We start from the raw sequence: 16,065 nt of genomic DNA on the forward strand, positions 1-16,065 counted from the left end.
CTCCGCGTACGGGCCGATACGCGCCACCGTCTCGCGGGGCGCTAAGATCGGCCGCATGCAGGCGCGACTCATCGCTTTCCTTCCCGACCAGGCGGCCATCGTCCGCACTGCGCGTCCGGGTGAAACGCTGCGCATCGGGCGCGCGCAGGACAACGACCTGCGGCTCGACCACCCTTCCGTCTCCCGCGCGCACGCGCAGCTGATCGGCTCCGACTCCGGTTGGCTGCTGCGCGACCTCGGCAGCAAGAACGGTAGTTACGTCGATGGCCGCGCCGTCCTCGGCGATGTTGCGCTGGCCAAGCCCGGCTGGCTGCGCTTCGGCGACATCCATTGCGAACTCGGCCTGCTCTCGGCGCTCGATCTCGCCGAAGAGGACGCGCACCGCCTCGCTCGGCGCACGGCGGCGACGGCGCATACGGCGCAGCTCGAGCGCCTGACGAACCTGGGCGATTTGCTCGACGCGAGCCTGCGCTCCGTCCTCGACCTCTCGCAATGCGAACGCGGCTTCGTCCTGCTCGCACAGGGCGACGACTTCCGCGTACGCAGCAGCCAGGCGCTCGATGCCGGCGCGCTGCCTGACCGCGCGTTCTCCGGCAGCGTCGGCGCGGTGCGTCGCGCGCTCGACGAACGCCGCGCCGTCGTCGCCAACGACATCGCCAGCGACGCCGAACTCGCCGCACGCCATTCCATCGTGTCCCAAGGCCTGCGCACCCTGCTGTGCCTGCCGTTGTTCGAAGGCGAGCGCACGCTCGGCGCGATCTATGCCGATCGCACCGGCCCCGGCCCCGCGATCACGACGCTCGACGTGGAGTTGCTGCAAGCCTTCGCCGAACATGCCGCGGTTTGGATCGCCGCGCGCCGCGCGACCGAACAACTCGCGCAAGCGGGCGATGCCGCGCCGCGCTGGAGCCGCATCGTCGCGGCGCAGGCCGAGGTCGCCTGATGCAGCACGAGGATCCCGAACGAACATCGACCGGTGTGTACGCGCACGCTGACCTGCCGCCCGGTACGGTGCTGGCCGGGCGCTTCCGCATCGAATCGCTGCTCGGCGTCGGCGGCATGGGCATGGTGTATCGCGCCACCGACACCGCGCTTGGTGTACCCGTCGCGCTCAAACTGTTGCGCCCCGAATCGATGCATCGCGAGGAAGCGGCCGAACGTTTCCGGCAGGAGCTCCTGCTCGCGCGCCAGGTGTCGAGCCCGCATGTCGTGCGGATCCACGACCTCGTGCAGGACGGCCAGCGCTTCCTGATCAGCATGGACTTGGTGGAAGGCGAGTCGCTCGATCGCCGCATGGATCGACAGGGAACGCTCGACACCGACGAGGCCCTGCGCATCGCCCACCAGCTCGCAGAGGGCCTCGCGGCCGCGCACGCACGCGGTGTGGTGCACCGCGACCTCAAACCCGCCAACGTGCTGCTCGACAAGGACGGCAACGCGTTCATCAGCGACTTCGGCGTGGCGCGCTCGCTTGCGGGCAGCGGCATGACGCGAGCGGGCGCGGTCATCGGCACGCCCGATTACGTTTCGCCGGAGCAGGCACGCGGCGATAGCGTCGATGCGCGCAGCGATCTGTACTCGCTCGGCCTGATCCTCTACGAAATGCTGTCCGGCAAGCTGCCTTTTGCCGGCGGCACCGTGACCGAAGTGCTCGCGCAACGCATGACGCGCTCGCCGCCGCCGCTTGCCGTCAACGGGCTGCCGACGTGGGTCGTCCGTCTCGTCGATCGCTTGCTGCGGCCCGTGCCGGCGCATCGGTTCGCGAGCGCGCGCGACGTGGTCAAGGCGATCGACGCGCGCGAAGTGCCGTGGGAACGCCCGCAGGGAAAGGCCATCGCCGCGTGGGCCACCGCGCTCGCGGCAGTGGCACTGCTCGGCGCCGGCGCATGGTGGTGGCTGCATCGCGAAGTCGCCACGCCCGCCGCCACCCTTGTCGCCGCCGCCCCGCTCGATCGCGTGCTCGTGCTCCCGCTCGGCCACGATGCCGGCGTGCCCGACGAACGCGCCCTCGCGTTGGATGCACGCTTCCGTGACGCACTCGCCGCCGCGCCCGCCCTCGCCGTCGTCGATGGCGAGCGCACCGACCAGGCGTTGCGCCAACTCGACGCGGTGCGTGCGGGCAACATCGACATCGCGACCTTGCAACGTACCGTCGCCGCCTCGCGCATCCTGCAACCCACATTGCGCACGGCGAACGGCCAATGGCGCATCGAGGCGAACTTGCATGCGCTGTCGGGGCCGGCGACGTCGCTCGCGGGCCCGAACGCCAGCTCGCCCGCGAACGCCCTGCAACAATGGTTGCGCACCGCCGCCGTGCAACAGGCGTTGAACCTCGCGACGCCCCCCACCTTGCCGCCCGTGCCCGGCAATGACGCACTCGACGCGCAAGGCGCCGGCCTCGACGCCTTGCGCAACGGTCGTCTCGCCGATGCGCTGCAGCAGTTCCAATCCGCCACGACGAAGGCGCCGGGCGACGCCGCGCTCTGGCTCGCGCAATCCGACGCAGCCCTCGCCATCGGCGAACAGGACGCGGCGTACGAGGCGATCGAATCCGGCCTGCGCGCCTCCGCCGCGATCAAGACGCCCTCGCCCACCGACGCCCGCATCCGCGCGCGCCTGGTCGCCGCGAAAGCCCTGCTGGATGGCGATGCGCCCGCCGCCGCGGCGCAATCGCGCGGCGCCACGGCGAAGACGCCGGACGATACATTCGCCGAACTCAACCTCGCGCGCGCACTCGGCGCCGGCGGCGATTTCAATGCCGCGACCGCGTTGTTGCAGAAGCTCACGACGCGCGACCCGAACGACCCGCGGGCGTGGTTCGAGCTCGGCAAGTTCTCGATCCTGCGTGGGCAGGCGCGGCGAGCGGTCGATGAAGACCTCGTGCGCGCGCTCGTGTTGTTCAAGCGCGGCCGCAACCTGTATGGCGAAGCAGAGACGGTGAACGCGCTCGGCGTCGGTTACGGACGCCTGGGCCAAACGGTCGATGCAGGCGAGCAATACCGCAAGGCCGTCGATTTGCGCCGCAAGCTCGGCAACCAGCGCGGCGTCGCGACGAGCTTGCGCAACCTCGCCAACATCGAATCGCTCACCGGCGATTACGCGCAAGCCCAGGCGCACCTGGGCGAAGCGCGCGCGATCAACGCCCGCATCGACGACCGCGCGGGCCTGGCCGCGATCGACAACGAGCTCGGCCTGCTCGCCGAAGAACGCGGCGACTATCCCGCCGCGCTCGATGCCTTCAAGCGCGCGTTGCAGGGCTGGCGCCAGGTCGACGACGCGCACGGCACCGCCGACGCGCTGAACAACATCGGCTTCTCGCATTTCCAGCTCGGCGCGTACGTCGACGCGCAGACGCATTGGGAACAGGCTGCCGACGCCTTCGCCAAGCTCGGCGAAGACACGGGCAAGATCCGCACGCAACAGAACCTCGGCCTCCTCGCCACCGCGCGCGGCCGCTGGAACCAGGCACGCACGCTCCTCACGCAATCGCTCGCCAGCGCCGAGCGGCTCCAGATGCCGGAGGAAGCCGCGGTGAGCCGCCGCAACCTCGCCGAGCTGGAGCTGATGCAAGGCAACGTCGCAGCCTCGCTCGCGCAATCGGACTCGGCGGCGAAACTCTTCCGTGCGCGCGAGGATTTGCGCGGCGAAAGCGACGTCGGCCTGTTGCGCGTGCAGGCGTTGCGCGCCGCGGGCGCCATGGACGACGCCGGCAAGGCGCTCGATTCGCTTACCCCGGCACTGAAGGGCGCATCGGCCGAACAGGAAGCGCTCGCCTGGATCGCACGCGCGCAAGTCAGCGCGGGCGCGCGACATGGTATTCCGCGCAACGCCCTGCGTTCGGCGAAAGCGAAGGCGCGCCTGTCGGGCGTGCGTGCGCTGGCGCTCGATGCCGATCTTGCGTGGGAAGAAACCATCGGCGCGACGACGAACACGCTCGACAAGGACACCGCCGCGCTCGGCAATGCGGCCTTGCGCCTGCGCTGGCTGGAGTTGTCGATGCGCCGCGCGATCGCCCAAGGCAAGCGCAATCTGGCGACGACGAACTATCGTGAAGCGTTGACGTGGTTCCGCGCGGGCGCGTACCTGCGCGAAGCGGCGATCCATCGCCTGGGCGCGCAAGCGGCCACCGACCCCGGCGAGGTTGCCCTCGCCACGCAACGCGCGAACGCCGCACACGCCGCCTTCGTCGCGCACCTCCCGGAATCCATGCGTGCCGCACACCAGGCCGTCGCCCACCAATGACTTCGAACGACTCCATCGACACCGCCGACCTGCTCGCGCAATACCAGCGCCTGCTCGAACGCGTGGAAACCAACGAGAAGGAATTCCGGCGCCTCGCGCGCTCGGTCTCGCGCGTGGAGGAGGACGAACGCCGCCGCCTCGCACGCGACCTGCACGATGGCCTCGGGCAAACGCTCACCGCGCTCAAGCATCGCCTCGTGCAACTCGGCGACGGGTTGCCGGGTGAATCGCGCGAACGCCTGGATGCCGCCATCGCCCTGTGCGGCGAGGCGCTGGAAGACACGCGCACGCTCTCGCGCCTGCTGCGTCCGCCCATCCTCGACGACCTGGGCCTCGAAGCCGCGTTGCGCGCGCTCGCCCGTTCGCTCGGCGAATCCAGCGGCATGACCATCGACGTTGACATCGGCGAGTTGCCGCCTCTCGACGGCGATGTGCAGACGCTGCTGTTCCGCGTCGCGCAGGAAGCGTTGAACAACGCCGCGAAGCACGCGCACGCCTCGGAAGTCCTGGTGCGGCTGGTGTCGCGCGGTGGATTCCTGCAACTGCAGGTGGCCGACGATGGGGTCGGGTGCGATCCCGATCGCATGGTCGCCTCCGGCGGCAGCGGCCTGGGCGGCATGCGCGAACGCCTGCGCCTGTACGGCGGCCAGATGGAAATGCACTCCTCGGCCGGCGAAGGCACGCGTTTGCGCGCCCTGGTTCCGACGGGCGCTTGACGCACACACCGCGCGCGCGCACCTTCCCCGCAGGGGGAAACATTCGATGATCCGCATTCTGTTGGCCGACGACCACACGCTCGTCCGCGAAAGCCTCGTCAGCCTGTTGCAGGCCGGCGGCGACGTGCAGGTGGTCGCGCAGGCGTCCGACGGGCTCGAAACCGTCACCAAGGCGATCGCGACGACGCCCGACATCGTCGTCACCGACATCGCGATGCCGCGCCTCAACGGCATCGAAGTCGTGCGCCGCCTGCGCGAAGCCGTGCCGCAGGTGCGCGTGCTCGTGCTGACGATGCACCAGGAAGACGAGTACGTCCTGCAGGCCGTGCGCGCCGGCGCCGCGGGTTATCTGGTGAAGGACAGCGCCGCCGAGGAACTGCTCGCCGCCGTGCGCAGCCTGCATGCCGGGCAAGGCTATTTCGGACCGCAGGCATCCAAGGCACTGGCCGAACAGATGCAGCACCCCGAACGCCAGGTCGACGACCCGTACGGACGCCTCACCACGCGCGAGCGCGAAGTCTTCCACCTGATTGTCGAAGGCATGACGACGAAGGAAATCGCGCGCCGCCTCGACATCAGCGCCAAGACCGCCGAGAACCACCGCGCCCGCGTGCTCGACAAGCTCGACGTGCGCAACACCGCCGAACTGGTGCGCTACGCGTTGCGTCGGGGTTTGCTGGACTGACGCTCCGTACCCCGGTGTATGCTCGCGACATCCAAATGCGCGCGAGGCGGTCATGCGGTCGAAGGCAATCCTGGGGGTGTGTGCGGTCGCGATCGCAACACTGTTGTCCGCCTGCGGTGGCGGCGGCATGGTCCGTCGCGTGTCCGAGCCCGCGGTGGGCATCCAGCAACTGACAGTGCAGGCCGACGGCTCGTGGTCGGTCGACGTGCGCATCGACAATTACAGCAGCGTGCCGATGACGTTCGACACGCTCTCTCTTACGGTGAAGGTCGCCGATGAAACCGCGGGCACGCTGACGGCCTCGCCTGCATTGCCCGTCGGGCCCGAGTCCGCCGATATCGCCACGATCCGCATGACGCCCTCGTCGGGCGCGCGCATCGCCATCGCCGACGCCCTCGCCTCGCGCAACCCGTTGTCGTATTCGCTCGAAGGCAGCGTCGGTGCGTCGGCAGACGGCAAGGCGCGCACCTTCCAGGTCGAGCGCAAGAACCAGCTCAACCCCGTGCCCGGCTTGCCGGGCGTGCTGCGCTGAGGGCCGCAGGGATGGGTAGCAGTTACCGCGCACCGCTCGAGGACATGCGCTTCGCCCTGTACGACGTGCTCGGCGCCGAGCAGTTGTTCGCCAAACTCGGTTTCGACGATGCCTCGCGCGACGTCCTCGACGCGATCCTGCAGGAAGCCGCGCGCTTCACCGAAACCGTGCTCGCCCCGCTCAACGAGATCGGCGACCGCGAAGGCTGCACGTTCGACAAGGCGACGGGCGATGTGCGCACGCCGCGCGGTTTCCGCGAAGCGTACGAAAAGTTCGTCGACGTCGGTTGGAGCGGCCTGGTATCGCCGGTCGAGTTCGGCGGACAGGGCATGCCGCACCTCGCCGGCTTGCCGCTGAAGGAAATGATCGACGCGGCCAACCTGGCGTGGGGCAACTTCCCGCTGCTTTCGCACGGCGCGACCGAAGCGCTGCTGCACCACGGCGAGGCATGGCAACAGGACGCTTTCCTCAAGCCCATCGTCGAAGGCCGCTGGACCGGCACGATGTGCCTGACCGAACCGCATTGCGGCACGGACCTCGGCTTGTTGAAGACGCGCGCACAGCCGCGCGAAGACGGCAGCTTCGACATCACCGGCACGAAGATCTTCATCACCGCCGGCGAGCACGACTTCACCGAGAACATCGTGCATCTCGTACTCGCGCGCCTGCCCGATGCACCGGCCGGCAGCAAGGGCATCTCGTTGTTCATCGTGCCGAAGATGCGCGTGGACCGCGATGGCGCGATGGGCGAGCGCAACGCCGTGCGCTGCGGCGCGCTCGAACACAAGATGGGCATCCATGGTTCGGCGACGTGCGTCATCAACTTCGACGGCGCGCAGGGGTATCTGATCGGCGCGCCCAACAAAGGGTTGATGGCGATGTTCACCATGATGAACACCGCGCGCCTCGCCGTCGGGTTGCAAGGGCTCGGTTTGTCGGATCGCGCGTTGCAGAACGCGGTGCGTTACTCGCGCGATCGCTTGCAGATGCGTTCGCTCACCGGCGCGAAGTTCCCCGACAAGCCGGCCGATCCGATCATCGTGCATCCCGACGTGCGCCGCATGTTGCTGACGTGCAAGGCGCTGGTCGAAGGCGGCCGCGTGCTCGGGTATCACGGCGCGTCGCTGGTCGATGTTGCGCACCACGCGAAGGACGCAGGCGACCGCCAGCAGGCCGAGGCGTTGCTCGGTTTCCTGACGCCGATCGTCAAGGCCTGCCTCACCGAATGGGGCGTGGAGTGCACGTACCACGCACTGCAATGTTTCGGCGGGCATGGCTACATCGCCGAGCACGGCATGGAGCAACTGGCGCGCGATGCGCGCATCACCACCTTGTACGAAGGCACCACCGGCATCCAGGCACTCGACCTGATGGGCCGCAAGGTGATGCAGCAGCAGGCGGTCGGTCTGCAGGTGTTCCTCGGCATGATCGAAGAATTCTGCAACGCGCATGCGAACGACGAATCGCTCGCCGAGTTCATCGCGCCCCTGCGCGCCAAGGCCGCGGAATGGCAGGCCCTGACGATGCAGGTCGGACAGCGCGCGGTGGCCGATGCCGACGAAGTGGGCGCCGCGGCCTACGACTACCTCTTCTATTCGGGGTACGTGGCGCTGGCATATTGGTGGGCGCGCAGCGTCGCGGCCGCCGATGCCTCGTCGCAGTCGGCCGCGTTCAAGGCCGGCAAACGCGAGACGGCGCGCTTTTATTTCGCACGTTTGCTCCCGCGCACGGCCATGCATGCGCAGGCGATCGCCAGCGGCGCGGGCGCGCTGATGGCGATGCCGGCGGAGCGATTCGGAGACTGAGTGCGCGAATTCAGCCGGCAATGGCTGGGTTGGGTACCCATTCGGTCATCGAAGGGGTATAAGCTCGATTCCCGATGGAGACCGATAGAGCGCCCCTTCGCCTCGTCGTTCCGCCTTCGGCGGAACCCACCTCCCGCATCCATGCGGTCCGCCTGCTCTCGCTCGACGCCCACGGGCGCGTGCTGGACTGGATGAGCTGGCAGGATGCCGCGTGCCTCTACGCGCGCGGCGCGGTCGCATGGACCCTCGGCGACCCCTGCATCACGGTGCATGGCGGCATCTGCCGCGCGACCGGCGCGCAGAGCGTGCTCGACCTCCACCCGATCGTCGCGGCCAAGGGCCATGCGCGCCCGCACGCACTCGACCCGACGCCGGCGCTCACCAACGCCGCGTTGTTCGCGCGCGACCAGCACCTGTGCCTGTACTGCGGCCATGACTTCCCGCGCCCGCACCTCACGCGCGACCACGTTGTTCCGCTGTCGAAGGGCGGCCGCGATCTGTGGGAGAACGTGGTCACCGCGTGCTTCCACTGCAACTCGCGCAAGGGTGGGCGCACGCCGCAGCAGGCGGGCATGCCGCTGCTCGCCGTGCCGTATCGCCCGAGCTGGATCGAGCACCTGATCCTGTCGAACCGCCACATCCTGGCCGACCAGATGGCGTTCCTGAAATCGCATCTGCCGAAGCGGGCGCGTTCAATCGCGTGAACCGCCGCTGTACACTCGGGACTTTCCCGTCCCAGGTTCACGAAAGATGGCTTTGACGCTCGGCACCACCGGCATGGATTCCGCCACGGAGGCGGAACTGCGCGCCGCATTCCTCCAGGCGAACGCGACCCAGGGCGGTCGCTGGAAGCTCGTCCCGGAAGCCGAGGCCGACTACGTCGTCGTCGACATGGACAGCATGTACGGCCCCATGAGCTGGCTGCGCCTGCACGCCGCGGGCAAGCAGGTCATCGGCCTGACCTCGGCGCCGCGCACGCAGACGGACTTCCGCCTGGAACGACCGATCAACGCCAACGGCGTGGCCGCGATGCTCGACCAGATCTCCGGCGGCGGCAGCGTCACCGCGCCGGCGGCCGAACCCGTCGCGCAGGCCGTGCCCTCGGGCATGAGCCCCTCGCCGGTGCCGTACGACCAGCTTCCCGAGGAAGTGCCGCAGAAGCCGCGCGAAGACCTCAGCGCGCCGCCGCCGGCGCCCAAGCTGCCTGATTCCGTGCAGGCCGGCTCGCTCAAGCCGACCACCATCGAACCCGCGCCGGCGCCCGTCGCCGCTGCGCCCGCACCGGCCCCCGTGGCCGCCGCGGCCCCGCCCCGCGAGCGCCATCTCGGCGACTGGCTGGTTCCTGGCGAACTGCAAGGCAAGCTGCGCTACCAGCTCGGCAACGGCCCGGCGGTGCTGATCGACGCCGACGCGCGCCAGTACCATGGCCCCGCCGCGCTCAAGCCGCTGGCCGGTTACTTCGACGGCGCGGTGAAGCGCGACCACTTCGGTTCGCTCGACGATGCCACCTTCGCCCGCGAAGCCACCGCGCTCGGCGCCGCGCAGCCGCTCGCGCGGCTGCAGTGGTACGGCGGCCTGCTCGCCGGCCAGGGCAAGCTGCTGCCGGGGTTCGATCCCTCGGCGCAGTACCGCCTCACCAAGTGGCCGCAGACCGAACGTGAATTCCCCAAGCACTTCCGCATTGCCACCGCGATGATGAAGGGCCCGGCCACGCTCGACGACGTCGCCGCGGCGAGCGGATGCCCGCTCGAGGACGTGATCGACTTCGTGAACGCCAATCTCGCCACGGGATTCGCGGAAGTCGTCTCCGACGAACCGGAGCCCGTGGAACCGCAGAAGGGCGGGCTGTTCGGGCGTTTGCGGGGTAAGTAATCACGGGGGCGGGCTACAATTGCCGCCTTCGTTGTCGCCTCCCCCCACATGATCGACTCCACGCGCTACCCGCGCCTGTCCCGCATCGCGACGCCGGCGGACCTTCGCACTTTCGGCGAAGACGAGCTGCCGGCCATCGCCGATGAATTGCGCGCCTACCTGATCGAATCGGTGGGCCGCAGCGGCGGCCACTTCGGCGCCGGCCTCGGTGTCATCGAGCTCACCGTCGCACTGCACTGGCTGTACGAAACGCCCGACGACCGCCTGGTGTGGGACGTCGGCCACCAGTGCTATCCGCACAAGATCCTCACCGGTCGCCGCGACGACATCCAAACCGTCAAGCAGAAGGACGGCGTCGCGCCGTTCCCGAAGCGCGAGGAAAGCGAGTACGACACCTTCGGCGTCGGCCACTCTTCGACCTCGATCTCCGCCGCACTCGGCATGGCGATCGCGAATGCGCGCGCCGGCAACACGCGTCGCGTGGTCGCCGTCATCGGCGACGGCGCGATGACCGCCGGCATGGCGTACGAAGCCCTGAACCACGCTGGCGGCATGGACCCCGAGCCCAACCTGCTCGTGATCCTCAACGACAACCGCATGTCGATCTCCGAGAACGTCGGCGGCCTGACCAAGATGCTCGGCCGCATGACGGGGTCGAAGACGCTCAACGCGTTGCGCGAAGGCGGCAAGAAACTCCTCGGCGACAAGAACAACCCCACCGCGCGCTTCGTGCGTCGCTGGGAAGAACACTGGAAGGGCATGTTCGTGCCGTCCACGCTGTTCGAAGAGATGGGCTTCCACTACACCGGCCCCATCGACGGCCACGACGTCAACGCGCTCGTCGCCACGCTCAAGACGCTGAAGACCCTCAAGGGTCCGCAGTTGCTGCACATCATCACGACGAAGGGCAAAGGCTACGAACTCGCCGAAGGCGACCAGATCGGCTACCACGCCGTCGGTCCGTTCGATCCGGCGCAGGGCCTCGTGCCCAAGCCCGGTGGCGCGAAGAAGCCGACGTATACCGACATCTTCGGCGACTGGCTGTGCGACATGGCCGCGGCAGACGAAACGCTGCTCGCCATCACCCCGGCGATGCGCGAAGGCTCGGGCCTGGTGCGTTTCAGCAAGGAATATCCGGACCGCTACTTCGACGTCGCCATCGCCGAGCAGCACGCGGTGACGCTCGCCGCGGGCATGGCGTGCGAAGGCGCGAAGCCCGTCGTCGCGATCTACTCGACGTTCCTGCAGCGCGGTTACGACCAGCTCGTGCACGACGTCGCAATCCAGGACCTCGACGTGTTGTTCGCGATCGACCGCGGCGGCGTCGTGGGCCCCGATGGCGCGACGCACGCGGGCAACCTCGACCTCAGCTATCTGCGCTGCGTGCCGAACATGGTGGTGATGGCGCCGGCCGACGAAAACGAGTGCCGGCAGATGCTCACCACCGGCTTCAAGCACGTCGGCCCCGCGGCCGTGCGTTATCCGCGCGGCACCGGCCCCGGCGTCGGCGTTTCGGAATCGCTCGACACGCTGCCGATCGGCAAGGCCGACGTGCGCCGCAAGGGCGCGCGCATCGCGCTGCTCGTCTTCGGTGCCATCGTGCCGGCCGCCGACCAGGTCGGCGAACAACTCGGCCTCACCGTCGTCAACATGCGCTTCGTCAAACCGCTCGACCGCGCGTTGCTGCTGGAACTGGCGAAGACGCACGGAGGTTTCGTCACGCTGGAAGACAACGTCGTCGCCGGTGGCGCGGGTTCGGGCGTCGCCGAGTTGCTTGCGGGCGAAGGCATCGCGCATCCGGTGCTGCACCTGGGCCTGCCCGATGCCTTCCAGCACCACGCCAGCCGCGAGCAACTGCTCGCCGAAGCGGGTCTCGACGCCGCGGGCATCCGCGCCGCGGTGCTCGCACGCTGGCCCGCGTTGCAGTCCTCCGCGCCGAAGACCGCCGCAGGCTGACCTCCCGTCGGTCTTTTGCCCCGGCCGCTTGTCCGCGGCCGTCGCGCGGGCGCACGATGTTCGCGATCTTCGCAGTCGCAGGTCGTGCTCGTGCAGGTGCAAGGCGAACGCTTCGCAACGATGCGCCGGTTGTTCCCCGACGAACGCACGCTGGTCCGCGTGCTCGGGGCGTTCGGCGACGCCACGCGCGATGACCTGCGCGCGCTGGGACAAGCCCAGGAACGCCACGACCTCCACACGCTCACCGAGATCGCGCACAAGCTGAAATCCGCCTGCGCGCAGGTCGACGACGCCGACGCCGCGCGCGTGCTGGACCTGCTGGAAGACGCCGCGTCGATGGGCTCGTCGCCGCCTCTGCTCGCTTCGTTGGTCGACGACGTCCTCGTCCGCGTGGGCCGCCTGGCCGACGACGTCGACGCCTTCATCGCTTCGCATGAATCCCGCGGCCGCTAGTGCGCTGCTCTTCATCGCCCTGCTCGCCATCGCCGGATGCGCGTGGCTGTGGTGGCGCATGCTGCAAGTACGCGCGCAATTGTCGGTCGCGCAAGCGCGCAGCGAGCGCCTCGACGAAGTCACCAACAGCGTGCCCGGCGCGATCATCGAATTCCTCGTGCGCTTCGACGGCACTTCGTCGCTGTTGTTCGCGAGCGTCCCGGCCAAATCCCTGTCGGGCATCCCGCTCGAGAAGATGCTCGAGGACTACGGCAACTTCGAAGCGTTGATGGACCCCGAGGATGTCGTGCCCGTGCGCATGCAGGTCGCGGCCGCCGCGATGGCGATGACGCCCGTGCGCGTCGAATATCCCATCACGCATGCGATCACCGGCGAGCGACGTTGGCTCACCGCATTCGGCACGCCGAACGCCGTGCCCGAAGGCGTGCTGTTCCGCGGCCACGTCCTGGACATCACCGACCAACACGAGACCGAAGTCAAACTCGCGCAGGCCCTTCAGGAATTGCAACGCGCCCGCATCGCAGCCGACGAAGCCAACGAAGCGAAGTCCACGTTCCTGGCCAACATGAGCCACGAGATCCGCACGCCGATGAACGCGATCATCGGCATGTCGCATCTGCTGCTCAAGTCCAACCTCCCGCCGCGGCAGCACGGCTTCGCCGACCGCATCCACCAGTCCGGCGACTTCCTGCTGCGCGTGATCAACGACATCCTCGACGTGTCGAAGATCGATGCCGGCATGCTGCGCATCGAGCACGTGGCCTTCGACGTGCGCCAGTCGCTGGCGAATGTCGCGTCGATGGCGATGGAACGGGCAGCCGCGAAAGGGCTGGAGGTTTCGGTCGAAATCGGCGACGACGTGCCGCCGTGGCTGCTCGGCGATTCGTTCCGCCTGGAGCAGATCCTCGTCAACTACGTCGGCAACGCGATCAAGTTCACCGAGACCGGCGAGATCGCGATCGGCGTGCGCCTGCTCGGCGCGAGCGGCACGCGTGTGCGGTTACGCTTCGACGTGCGCGACACGGGCGTCGGCATCGCGCCGGATGTGCAGGCGCAGTTGTTCAAGTCCTTCCACCAGGCCGATTCGTCGACGACGCGCCGCTACGGCGGCACCGGGCTGGGTCTGTCGATCTCGCGCAAGCTCGCGGAGCTGATGGAAGGCAGCGTCGGCGTGGAGAGTGCGGTTGGCCACGGGTCGACGTTCTGGCTGTCGTTGCCGTTCGAAGTCTCCCACACCCCGCCCGCGACGCCCGCGGCGCAGAGCGACGACATCGACGTCACCGCCCTGCGCGGCCGTCGCATCCTGCTCGCCGAAGACAACCTGTTCAACCAGGAAGTCGCGCGCGCGCAACTGGAGGACCTCGGCGTCGCAGTGGATGTCGTCGACGACGGTGCGCAGGCCATCGAACGCGCGATCAGCGGCGACTACGCCCTGATCCTGATGGACATGCAGATGCCCGTGCTCGACGGCCTGCAGGCGACGCGCACGTTGCGCACCGACCACCGCCTGCGCGACATCCCGATCATCGCGATGACCGCCAACGTCCTCGAACAGGACCGCAAGCGTTGCCACGACGCGGGCATGGACGACTTCATCGGCAAACCCTTCGAACCCGACGCTTTGCGCGCGGTGCTGCTCAAGTGGCTGGCCGTCCCCGTCATGCCCGACGAGTGACCGTCAGATATCCCGCGCGCCCATGAAACCGACCTTGTAGCCGGCGGCCTTGAGCGTCTTCGTGGTGCGCGGGTTCACGCGGCCCGATAGTTGTCCTGCATCTTGTACCGCTTCGCATACAACGCAAAGCCCAGCGCCGCGGCGAAGGCGAACGCCGCGAAGAAGAACATCAGGAACGCATTCTCGCTCAGCCCCGTGCCCGCGATGTGCGCGGTGACTGCGTCGTTGCGCACGCCGGCATTCGTCAGCAGCACCCACAGGCTGCCGAACGTACTGGTGAGGTACCAGAACGCCATGATCACGCCCTTCATCGCTTGCGTGGCCTGGCTGTAGGCGAACTCCAGCGCCGTCGCGGAGACGAGCACTTCGCCGAAGGTGAGCAACAGGTACGGCGCGATCTGCCACGCCAGCGAGACCTGCGAACCTCCATCGATCCACAACTGCAGGATGCCCGCGACGATCCACGACACGCCGGCGAACACGATGCCCGTGCCCATGCGGCGCAGCGCGGTGGGTTCCAGCCCCGCGCGCCGCAGCGCCGGATACAACACGAGGTTGTTGAACGGGATGATCAGCATGATCAGCGCGGGGTTCAGCGCCTGCATCTGCCCGGCTTCCTTCACCAGGAAACTCGGCCACCACCATTCGTCGTGCGGAATCACCATCTCGCGGCCCTGGATGACCCACGTCGACGCCTTCTGGTCGAACAGCGACCAGAACGGCGTGGTGAGCGCGAACACGATCAGGATGCGCAGCACCGCGCGCACGCTGTCGACCGTCGCATCCGGATGCTTGCCGCGCGCGCGTTCCAGTTGCATCGACGTGCCCAGGCCGCCGCACGCGATCAACACGCCGAGCGCAAGGCACGCGGTGATCACGAACCCGTAATCCTCCGGCCACCACGCCGGGCCGATGGCCCACGCCATCAGCAGGAACACCGCGAGCGCGCCACCGAACGCGGCGACGTAGAAGCCCGGCCGCCCTGCGCCATCCGTCGAGGTCAGCGCGGTCTTCGCCACGTGCATGAAGGAGTTCGGATCGTTCGCGACCGGCGGCACGCGGATGTATCGCTTGCGCCCCATCCAGAAGATCAGCGTCGCGATGAACATCAGGATGCCCGGGATGCCGAAGGCCACCGCCGGCCCGTAGGAGCGCAGGAACAACGGCATCAGCAGGGACGCGAAGAACGAACCGAAGTTGATCGACCAGTAGAAGGCGTCGAACACCACCTTCGCCATCGACTTGTTGTCGCGCGTGAACTGGTCGCCGACGAACGACACGACCAACGGCTTGATGCCGCCCGAGCCCAGGGCGATCAGGAACAGGCCCGTATAGAAGCCGTTGCGGTTGTCCTCGAACAACGCCAGGCACGCATGCCCCGCGCAGTAGACCAGCGAGAACCACAGCACCGTGTTGTATTTGCCGAAGAAGCGATCCGACAACCAGCCGCCCAGCAGCGGGAAGAAATACACGCCGATGACGAAGCTGTGGAAGATGTCCTTCGCCGCGCCTTCCCGGTCGGCCTCCGGCACGTAGGCCAGGATGACGCTCGAGATCAGGAACTGCACCAGGATGTTGCGCATCCCGTAGAACGAGAAACGCTCGCAGGCTTCGTTGCCGATGATGAAGGGGATCTGCCGCGGCAAGCGCGGCTTGGCGATGGCGTCGCTGGAGGTGGTCGTCATGAGGCGGGCGCTGGGACGTCAGCCCGCACTGTAGCCGACCGCGGGCCGTGCGCGGTCATCGCCGCGCGGCCCCGTCCCCGGCGGGGCCGCGAGAACGCATTCACGCGAGGCGATCGCCCCGCGCTGGCGCTATTGCAGCGGCTTCCAGGTCAGGGAGCCGGTGGCGGTACGCGTGACCAGGATCCGCGGCACCTTCTGCGCGCAGGCTTCGGAGGCGGCTTCCATCAACTTGTCGCGCAGCCCCTTGGACTGCGTGGGGTCGTTGACCGACAGCACCTGCTCCACTTCCTTGAGCGAGGGTTGCGCGGGATCGTTGCACGCGATGGTGATCGAGCGTTCCGAGTCTTCCGCCTTGACTTCGATGGCACCGAGCGCTTCCTGCGCCAGCGACGGCGCGCTGGCGAACAACACGACGGAAAGCGCGACAACAGGGGCATAACGCAT

Annotated in this window: 13 protein-coding genes; 11 read left to right on the top strand and 2 right to left on the bottom strand. The window is 68.3% G+C overall.

Going from position 1 to position 16,065, the window contains the following annotated elements:
- Window positions 1-55 precede the first annotated feature (55 nt).
- The 11 genes from LF41_RS17020 (at window position 56) to LF41_RS11785 (ending at window position 13,936) form a co-directional block, all read left to right on the top strand.
- Window positions 56-943, top strand: a complete 888-nt coding sequence (locus LF41_RS17020) for an FHA domain-containing protein (protein ID WP_052116375.1) — start codon at window positions 56-58, stop codon at window positions 941-943.
- Window positions 943-4,242, top strand: a complete 3,300-nt coding sequence (locus LF41_RS11740; protein WP_036169890.1) for a serine/threonine-protein kinase — start codon at window positions 943-945, stop codon at window positions 4,240-4,242. The genes LF41_RS17020 and LF41_RS11740 overlap by 1 nt, the downstream gene beginning before the upstream one ends.
- Window positions 4,239-4,958, top strand: a complete 720-nt coding sequence (locus LF41_RS11745) for a sensor histidine kinase (protein WP_036169892.1) — start codon at window positions 4,239-4,241, stop codon at window positions 4,956-4,958. Before LF41_RS11740 ends, LF41_RS11745 begins: the two co-directional genes overlap by 4 nt.
- A 46-nt stretch (window positions 4,959-5,004) precedes the next feature.
- Window positions 5,005-5,643 carry a response regulator gene (locus LF41_RS11750; protein WP_036169895.1) on the top strand — a complete coding sequence of 213 codons (639 nt, stop codon included), beginning with the start codon at window positions 5,005-5,007 and terminating at the stop codon, window positions 5,641-5,643.
- 52 nt (window positions 5,644-5,695) lie between these two features.
- Window positions 5,696-6,175 (top strand): LEA/WHy family protein, encoded by a 480-nt coding sequence (locus tag LF41_RS11755; protein ID WP_036169897.1) that lies wholly within the window; start codon window positions 5,696-5,698, stop codon window positions 6,173-6,175.
- An 11-nt stretch (window positions 6,176-6,186) separates the two neighbouring features.
- Window positions 6,187-7,980 (top strand): acyl-CoA dehydrogenase C-terminal domain-containing protein, encoded by a 1,794-nt coding sequence (locus tag LF41_RS11760; protein ID WP_036169899.1) that lies wholly within the window; start codon window positions 6,187-6,189, stop codon window positions 7,978-7,980.
- A 74-nt stretch (window positions 7,981-8,054) separates the two neighbouring features.
- Window positions 8,055-8,684 (top strand): HNH endonuclease, encoded by a 630-nt coding sequence (locus tag LF41_RS11765; protein WP_036169901.1) that lies wholly within the window; start codon window positions 8,055-8,057, stop codon window positions 8,682-8,684.
- A 46-nt stretch (window positions 8,685-8,730) separates the two neighbouring features.
- Window positions 8,731-9,852, top strand: a complete 1,122-nt coding sequence (locus tag LF41_RS16225) for a hypothetical protein (protein WP_052116376.1) — start codon at window positions 8,731-8,733, stop codon at window positions 9,850-9,852.
- 48 nt (window positions 9,853-9,900) lie between these two features.
- Complete coding sequence (gene dxs, locus LF41_RS11775; RefSeq protein WP_036169903.1) at window positions 9,901-11,808, top strand: 1-deoxy-D-xylulose-5-phosphate synthase; 1,908 nt, start codon at window positions 9,901-9,903, stop codon at window positions 11,806-11,808.
- Window positions 11,809-11,892: 84 nt separating this feature from the next.
- Window positions 11,893-12,261: an Hpt domain-containing protein gene (locus LF41_RS11780; RefSeq protein ID WP_036169905.1), complete on the top strand. Its 369-nt coding sequence runs from the start codon at window positions 11,893-11,895 to the stop codon at window positions 12,259-12,261.
- Window positions 12,242-13,936, top strand: a complete 1,695-nt coding sequence (locus LF41_RS11785) for an ATP-binding protein (protein ID WP_052116377.1) — start codon at window positions 12,242-12,244, stop codon at window positions 13,934-13,936. Before LF41_RS11780 ends, LF41_RS11785 begins: the two co-directional genes overlap by 20 nt.
- 74 nt (window positions 13,937-14,010) lie before the next feature.
- Here the strand turns inward: LF41_RS11785 and LF41_RS11790 are convergent, their stop codons facing one another.
- Complete coding sequence (locus LF41_RS11790) at window positions 14,011-15,621, bottom strand: POT-type proton-dependent oligopeptide transporter (protein WP_052116378.1); 1,611 nt, start codon at window positions 15,619-15,621, stop codon at window positions 14,011-14,013.
- Window positions 15,622-15,750: 129 nt separating this feature from the next.
- Window positions 15,751-16,065 carry a hypothetical protein gene (locus LF41_RS11795; RefSeq protein WP_152600001.1) on the bottom strand — a complete coding sequence of 105 codons (315 nt, stop codon included), beginning with the start codon at window positions 16,063-16,065 and terminating at the stop codon, window positions 15,751-15,753.

The organism is Lysobacter dokdonensis DS-58 (assembly GCF_000770795.1).
Lineage (GTDB): Bacteria > Pseudomonadota > Gammaproteobacteria > Xanthomonadales > Xanthomonadaceae > Noviluteimonas > Noviluteimonas dokdonensis.

What these genes read in the sequence shown, in the direction of transcription:
- LF41_RS11760 (WP_036169899.1), top strand. Translation starts at nt 6,187, where the DNA reads ATGGGTAGCAGTTACCGCGCACCGCTCGAGGACATGCGCTTCGCCCTG.
- LF41_RS17020 (WP_052116375.1), top strand. Translation starts at nt 56, where the DNA reads ATGCAGGCGCGACTCATCGCTTTCCTTCCCGACCAGGCGGCCATCGTC.
- LF41_RS16225 (WP_052116376.1), top strand. Translation starts at nt 8,731, where the DNA reads ATGGCTTTGACGCTCGGCACCACCGGCATGGATTCCGCCACGGAGGCG.
- dxs (WP_036169903.1), top strand. Translation starts at nt 9,901, where the DNA reads ATGATCGACTCCACGCGCTACCCGCGCCTGTCCCGCATCGCGACGCCG.
- LF41_RS11740 (WP_036169890.1), top strand. Translation starts at nt 943, where the DNA reads ATGCAGCACGAGGATCCCGAACGAACATCGACCGGTGTGTACGCGCAC.
- LF41_RS11750 (WP_036169895.1), top strand. Translation starts at nt 5,005, where the DNA reads ATGATCCGCATTCTGTTGGCCGACGACCACACGCTCGTCCGCGAAAGC.
- LF41_RS11755 (WP_036169897.1), top strand. Translation starts at nt 5,696, where the DNA reads ATGCGGTCGAAGGCAATCCTGGGGGTGTGTGCGGTCGCGATCGCAACA.
- LF41_RS11765 (WP_036169901.1), top strand. Translation starts at nt 8,055, where the DNA reads ATGGAGACCGATAGAGCGCCCCTTCGCCTCGTCGTTCCGCCTTCGGCG.
- LF41_RS11790 (WP_052116378.1), bottom strand. Translation starts at nt 15,621, where the DNA reads ATGACGACCACCTCCAGCGACGCCATCGCCAAGCCGCGCTTGCCGCGG.
- LF41_RS11795 (WP_152600001.1), bottom strand. Translation starts at nt 16,065, where the DNA reads ATGCGTTATGCCCCTGTTGTCGCGCTTTCCGTCGTGTTGTTCGCCAGC.
- LF41_RS11745 (WP_036169892.1), top strand. Translation starts at nt 4,239, where the DNA reads ATGACTTCGAACGACTCCATCGACACCGCCGACCTGCTCGCGCAATAC.
- LF41_RS11785 (WP_052116377.1), top strand. Translation starts at nt 12,242, where the DNA reads ATGAATCCCGCGGCCGCTAGTGCGCTGCTCTTCATCGCCCTGCTCGCC.